The sequence below is a fragment of the Leptothoe sp. PORK10 BA2 genome (assembly GCF_034932105.1).
In the GTDB taxonomy this organism is placed as follows: Bacteria; Cyanobacteriota; Cyanobacteriia; order Phormidesmidales; family Phormidesmidaceae; genus Leptothoe.
Genome location: NZ_JAYGIG010000041.1, coordinates 20081 through 27211 on the forward strand (window position 1 = coordinate 20081; position 7131 = coordinate 27211).

Annotated in this window: 4 protein-coding genes; 3 read left to right on the forward strand and 1 reads right to left on the reverse strand. The window is 50.4% G+C overall.

Annotated features, from left to right (window positions below):
• Positions 1-116 precede the first annotated feature (116 nt).
• From VB741_RS11205 to VB741_RS11215, 3 genes are all read left to right on the forward strand, one after another.
• Positions 117-2231, forward strand: coding sequence for an NACHT domain-containing protein (locus VB741_RS11205; RefSeq protein ID WP_323365261.1), 2115 nt, complete (start codon positions 117-119; stop codon positions 2229-2231).
• A 180-nt stretch (positions 2232-2411) separates the two neighbouring features.
• Positions 2412-4625 carry an NACHT domain-containing protein gene (locus VB741_RS11210; protein ID WP_323365262.1) on the forward strand — a complete coding sequence of 738 codons (2214 nt, stop codon included), beginning with the start codon at positions 2412-2414 and terminating at the stop codon, positions 4623-4625.
• Positions 4626-4925: 300 nt separating this feature from the next.
• Positions 4926-6173, forward strand: coding sequence for a class I SAM-dependent methyltransferase (locus VB741_RS11215; RefSeq protein ID WP_323365263.1), 1248 nt, complete (start codon positions 4926-4928; stop codon positions 6171-6173).
• Between the two features lie 174 nt (positions 6174-6347).
• On the opposite strand, the gene VB741_RS11220 is transcribed toward VB741_RS11215, so the two are convergent.
• On the reverse strand, positions 6348-6977 hold the full coding sequence (locus VB741_RS11220) for a DUF7003 family protein (RefSeq protein ID WP_323365264.1): 630 nt from the start codon (positions 6975-6977) through the stop codon (positions 6348-6350).
• Positions 6978-7131 lie beyond the last annotated feature (154 nt).

A 7131-nucleotide genomic window follows, 5' to 3' on the forward strand; every position in this document is an offset into this window, starting at 1 on the left:
ATCTCCAGAAGCTATCTGAGTAATGATCCCCAATGGAGCAAGGATTTTCCGTAAGGCGGTGGCAGACTAGGAGCAAAATCGGCAGAATAGGGACAATGCAATGACGGCCATGGCCCATGAGCGAGCTATTTAGTGGTACAGGTGAAGGTCTAGCCCGTCTGGGGCTAGAAATCCTCGGCAAAGGCAGCAGCGCAGTCACTGGCGAAATCAGCCAGCGCTGGTTTAATGCCTCCGGCAAATACATTGCCAATTACAATAAACGCCATTGCCAGCTCAAGGTCCTGGGCATGCGCGAGCCGGTGGACCTGGCCAGGGTGTATACCGGGGTCAAACTGTTGGGGGATGACGACATCATGCAGTTTGAATCCCGTGCCGCCCTTGAAGAGTCCTACCGGAAAACGCGATTTCGCGGCTATGTCGGCAGACAGAGCGATGGGGAGAAACGCTCGGGTATTGCAGTGGCAAACAAACAGCAATACCTCATGGTCTTGGGCGGTCCCGGTGCCGGGAAATCCACGTTTCTAAGAAAGATGGGCTTAGAATCCCTCAAAACACTGCACCATGAAACCGCCAACTATCACCATCACTGTGTGCCCGTTTTGCTAGAGCTAAAACGATTTGAAGCCGATGCCATCGACATTCCTGCCCTAATTGCCCAAGAGTTTGCCACCTGTGACTTTCCAGAACCGGAGCAGTTTACCCAAAAGGCCCTCAAGCAAGGCAAACTGCTGATCTTACTGGACGGTTTAGATGAAGTTCCCACGGCCAATTTAAACAACGTCATTGGCACGATTCAAGACTTTGTGGATCGCTACGACCAAAATCGGTTTATTGCCTCCTGCCGCACCGCCGCCTACCACGGCGGTTTTACCCGCTTTAGCGATGTGGGCATGGCGGACTTTGATGACGAACAAATCGAACAGTTTATTGGCAACTGGTTTAGCCACGACCAGGACCGCGAACGGGAAACCGGCAAGAAATGCTGGGAGATTTTAAAAGAACCTAAAAATCAAGCAGCTAAGGAGCTAGCCCATACACCGCTGCTGCTCACCTACCTGTGCTTAGTATATGACCGTTCCCAACGATTTCCCGCCAATCGTAGCAACCTATATCAGCGGGCATTACGCATTTTATTAGAAGAATGGTCTGCCGAAAAGCGGATTAATCGAGATAAGATTTATGCTGGTCTCAGCATTGAATTAGAAGAACAACTGCTGTCTGAAATGGCCTATGGTGGCTTTGAAACGGATCAGCTCTTTTTCTCCCGTCGAGAACTCACCAGCCAAATCAAAGATTTTTTGGCCAGCAATCTCAATGTACCCAAAACCCTCGATGGGGAAGCTGTCCTCCAGGCCATTGAAGTACAGCAGGGAATTTTAGTCGAGCGGGCAGAAGATGCCTATTCATTTTCCCATCTGACCCTACAAGAATACCTCACAGCCCAATACTTAGCCGATAACAATCAGTGGGATCAGATCATTTCAAACCACGTTACCGAGAACCGCTGGCGAGAAGTTTTGCTACTGGTGCCAGGGCTGTTAACTGGCAAGCAAGGCTCAAACCTGTTTCTAGAAACCCTAGAGCAACGGGCTAATGATTGTTTGCAATCTTCCAAACTACACCGGTTGTTACAATGGGCAACGGAGTCTACAGAGGGAGCAGCAGGTAATTTTTCCCAGGCAACTAAACGGATAGCCGCTATTTCCCTCGCCCTCTACCTCGACCGTGTCCTAGACCTCGACCTCGCCCGCGCCCTCGTCCTAGCCCGCGACCTCTACCTCGACCGCATCCTAGACCTAGACCTCGTCCTCGACCACGCCCTCGTCCTAGCCCGCGACCACTCCCTCGTCCTCGTCCTCGTCCGCGACCGCGCCCGCGTCCTAGACCTAGACCTAGACCTCTCCAAAAAATTCTCTCAGCTAAATATTTTTGCTTCTATTAATTTCCCAGAGCTGATAGACCAACTTGAAAACATAAAGTCTCGCCTGCCAAGCAATGAAGCTTCTGAACAACAAAAACAGAACTTTCGAGAGATAGTTCTTAACATGTGGGTTGACGCCTTGGGCATTGCCGCAGAAGATATCAACCTGTCTGAAAAAGAGATCAAGGAGTTGATTGACTACCTCTACATTTGCGAACTCATGGTGCGCTGCAAAGAAGCCGCTGTGCGGGTCTCCCCCGACATCTGGGCAGGCATCGAGTCCCGCATCCTCACCGTGCCCGCAGCGTAGTCACTTTCCATACTGACATTCTCCAGTGCCCAATCATACCCCACCCCATCTGCGCAAAATCCGCTGTCGCCTTAGCACCCGGTGTCTCGCCCCCTGCTTCCACGACACTAGGTCACAGTCCCCTCTCCCTCGCTGTCGCCACCCCTGACACAATAGATGGTGGCGTAACAATCAACGAATATGACCGGTCTAGAACTACTGGCAGAACCAGTCGCTGAAGGAATTACCAGTTTTGCGTTGGATCTTCTACCCAAGGTTGGGGGTAAAGCCATCTCCGACGTCAAGAACCTATTTTTTAACGCATCTAGGAAATATGTTGACACCTACCGAAAACGGCACTGTCAGCTCAAAGTACTGGGCATGCGGGAGCCCGTGGACTTAGCCCAAATCTACACCGGGGTTAAATTCCTCGATGAAGAAGATATCCTGGGCTTTGAATCCCCCCAGGCATTGGAAAAACGATACCGCCAAACACGATTTCGCAGCTGCATCGGTCGACGGAACGATGGCGAAAAACGATCAGGCATTGACGTTGCTAACGAGAAGCAGTATCTGATGGTGCTGGGAGGCCCCGGAGCAGGAAAATCCACGTTTTTGCGCAAGCTGGGCCTAGAAGCACTGAGTACGTTTCACTACGAGCATCAAACCTATAACCATCGACAAATTCCAGTGTTGCTAGAGCTGAAACGGTTTGAATCCGACCATATTGACATCCACCAGCTAATCGCTGAAGAGTTTGGTAACTGTGGGTTTCCTGCCCCTTCAGAATTTGTGCACAATGCCCTCAGGCAAGGCAAACTACTGATCTTGTTGGATGGTCTGGATGAGGTGCCCACCACCAATCTGGAGAATGTGATCTGCACGTTGCAAGACTTTGTGGATCGCTACGACCAAAATCGATTTGTTGCCTCCTGTCGCACTGCCGCCTACCACGGCGGCTTTACCCGCTTTAGCGATGTGGGCATGGCAGATTTTGACGATGAACAAATCAAACAATTCATCAGCAATTGGTTTAGTAGCCCCCAAGATCTGGAACGGGCCACCAGTCAAAAATGTTGGGAGATTTTGCAGGAAAGTAAAAATGCAGCAGCCAAAGAACTGGCCCATACACCGCTGCTGCTCACATTCCTCTGTCTTGTATACGATCGCTCCCAACGATTTCCCACTCACCGCAGTGGCCTATATCAAAAGGCCCTACGCATTCTCTTAGAAGAATGGGCTGCCGAAAAACGGATCAACCGTGATGAAATTTATGAAGGTCTGAGCCTTGAGCTGGAGGAGAGCCTATTGTCTGAGATTGCCTATGCTGGCTTTGAGGCCGATCAGCTCTTTTTCTCCCGTCGAGAACTCACCAACCAAATCAAAGATTTTTTAGCCAGTAACCTCAATGTCCCCAACACCCTAGATGGGGAAGCCATTTTACAAGCGATTGAAGTGCAGCAAGGCATTCTGGTAGAAAGGGCAGAGGACGCCTACTCCTTTTCCCACCTAACATTGCAAGAATATCTCACCGCCCAATGCCTAGCGGACAATGACCATTGGGACAAGGTGATTTCAACCTATGCCCTCGACAGACGCTGGCGAGAAGTCCTGCTATTGGCCCCAGGACTGTTGACCGGCAAACAGGGCGCAAATAACTTTCTAGAAGCCCTAGAGCACAGGGCACAGCAATGCCTAAAATCCATTAAACTCCAGCAACTAATCCATTGGGCCACCGCCGTCACCACCGACTCCCTAGGGTGCTTTAACCCGGCAGCTAAACGGATATCGGCAATTTATCTGGCCCTAGCTCTCAACCGCGAGCTAACCCGTGAGCTAGCCCACACTCACACCCTCGAACGAGCCCGTAGCCTGGCCCTGGTGGTAGATCCGGCCCATGCCCGAGCGCTCGACATTAGCCTAGCCCGCACCCTCAACCTCAATAATGAACTCACCCGCACCCATGGACAAGATCTAGACATTACCCGCGCCATTACCCGAGGCATTACCCTCACAAAACGCTTTGCCCGGCTCAATATTTTGACCTCGATCAACTGCTTAGATCTGCTCAAAATGTTGCAAAAGCTGAAGCTAGCTATCCCCACCCAATCAACATCGGTGCACCAAAAGCAGATCTTCCAGACTAGGCTACTGAAGCTCTGGTTCAGCCATCTAGGTATTTCCCCAGACGATTGGCAACTGTCATCAACCGATGCCCAGGACTTAGCTGACTACTTTTACCTGGGTGAGTTAATGGTGCGGTGCAAACAATTAGCCGTGCGAGTCTCCCCCAGCATCTGGACGGGTATCGAATCTCGCCTAGTAACCGTCCCACCTCACCATCATCTTTTGGCAGAAACCCCATGGCAGGGACTGCAGTCCCCATTACCTCCACCCATACCCCAGCAAGCCTAATCAGCCGTTGCCCCCGCCAAACATGCCAGATCGGAGGCAAATCGCAGGCAAAACCATGGGGTTAGCCTCAGAAGTGGGGGCGCAAATTCTGAATTTTCCTGCCCTTGAGTCTAATCATCGGAGCGGGCCTAGCCGTCGTGGGCCATACCCAAATACCCAACAGATATTCATCAATTCGGCCCAAAAATTCGGCCCAAAAAATTCAGTCAAATTCAGGCTCTCTCACATGCATCTCATAATCCAATACCCTTAATTTGATAAGTTGAAGACGCCCTACTGTCTTATCCGACTTATCCGGTCATGGAACACTTACCTGTCGCTGAACGCTATCTCTATGAGCTATTTAGCTCCATCACAGATGGCTATTTGACCGTTACCAACCCCAGCGGTCAGGTGTTTAACTTTGGTTCTAGCGACACCCAGCCCCACCTTCACCTGCAGGTGCACGACCAGCGCACCTACAGCAGCATTATCACCTTTGCCTCCCTTGGCTTTGGCGAAGCCTATATGGACGGCTGGTGGGACGAAGCCGAAAATCGGATCACAGAGCTGATTAGCATGCTCTATCGCAACCGGGTCTATTCCAAAGCCAGTCAAAAGCTGACCGTGCCCCTTGCCCTCCAAATCATTTCCCAACGGCTCAAAACCCTGCCGCTGCTGATTCAAAACAGTCGTAAAAATGTGCAATACCATTACGACCTAGGCAATGATTTCTATCAGTTATTTCTAGACCCCACCCTCACCTACTCCTGCGGCTACCAGGTCAAGCCAACGGACGATTTAGAAACCATGCAGAACCAAAAATATGAGGTAATCTGCAGAAAGCTGGCCCTCAAACCCGGCGAAACCCTAATCGATATTGGTTGTGGCTGGGGGGGCATGCTGCTCTACGCCGCCGAACACTATGGCATTACGGGCAAGGGGATTACCCTCAGTGAGGAGCAAGCGGCCCTAGCCAAAAAACGAATTGCCGAGAAAGGTCTGACGGACAACATCACCATCGAAATTCGAGACTATCGAAAAACCACCGGTGAGTACGATAAATTCGTCAGCATCGGCATGTTTGAGCATGTGGGCAAGAACAACTTCTCCACCTTTATGGAAAAAGCTAGAAGCCTCCTTAAGCCCCACGGCATAGGCATGCTCCACACCATTACCACCGAGAGTTCTGAGCGCAACGGCCCCTGGATTGATAAATACATTTTCCCCGGTGGCTACGCCCCCCAGCTATCAGAAATTTGCCGGGATCTGCGAGCCGCCAAACTCACCGTCGCCCACTGCGAAAACTTCAAACCCCACTACGCCGAAACCTTTAAACGCTGGAGTGAGAACTTCACCCAAAATCAACAGACCATCGCCGCCCTCTCACCCAACTATGATGAGAGATTCCAACGCATGTGGTATCTCTATATGCAATCCTTTGAAGCATCCTTCAGGGATGGCAGCATGCATGTGTACCAGGTCCTATTTTACGGGGATAAACAGTGGCGCATGACCGTGCCACTGCCTGGCTTTTTGGCCGGGAATAGTAGCCCTGGGCCAGGTTAAGAACGGGACAATCCAGAGCCATACTGAACGCGGGACGACTTTTTTGAACGGGCCAGTATGGGCCCGTTCAAGGGGATAAAAGAGTTTACAGGTCTGTTATTGGCAGAACCCTCACTCCATTTACTGGGGCCCAATCTCAGGGCTCGCAATGATCCGTTTGTTAGAGTTAATCGATTATTTTGGCAGCCAATGTGACCAGTGAGTATTAGGCGTTTCTACAGGCATCCAAAGTGACGGATCTGATGTAACTAAAATATTAGCAATACGGGGAAAAGCCAATGTCCGACTCGGCGGCATATCCCATGTTGGATGATCCCACTCGTCAATTGTGAGCAAGTGCTGAAAGCCTGGGGGTATGAATTGATTAACTTCAACTTGTGAGGCTAACAGGCTCTCCTTGTACTTTTCAGCTAGAGCGACAGATACCCAGAAAGCGTATTCAGGTTGAACATCATAGTTTGGCTGGATGACCAAGCTAGTCGGATCGATGTCTTCTCCTCGAACGACGATCCTTAGGATATTCTGAGCATCATCCATTTCTATGGATCCTGGCCCAAAAAATCGATCATTATCAAAACCCTGTCTGCCGACTACGCCTGTACCGACAACTTCAACCATGGCCATAAGCCCCTCAGCAGAGGGCCACCAAACCACCGAATTAAAAAGCAACAGCCATTTATCCGAACTGCGATAGACCGATAGACGAGACAACACATAGTCAATATTCATGTTGCCCAAACAGGGCATTTCAATGCTCTGAAATGCGTTATCAAGAACGCTCAAAATGGAGTCTCTGTCTACCATGGAAGTAACTTTTTCTCCTTACTATAATTGTAAGTGTCACAGGGTTAACGAAGAAATAAGGATCTTGGAGTTAGGGAAGCGATTACAGTTGAGGGATGAGTAAATCGTTTGACCTATTCGGGCACCAGATCGCCCAATCAGACTGGGAAGCGAC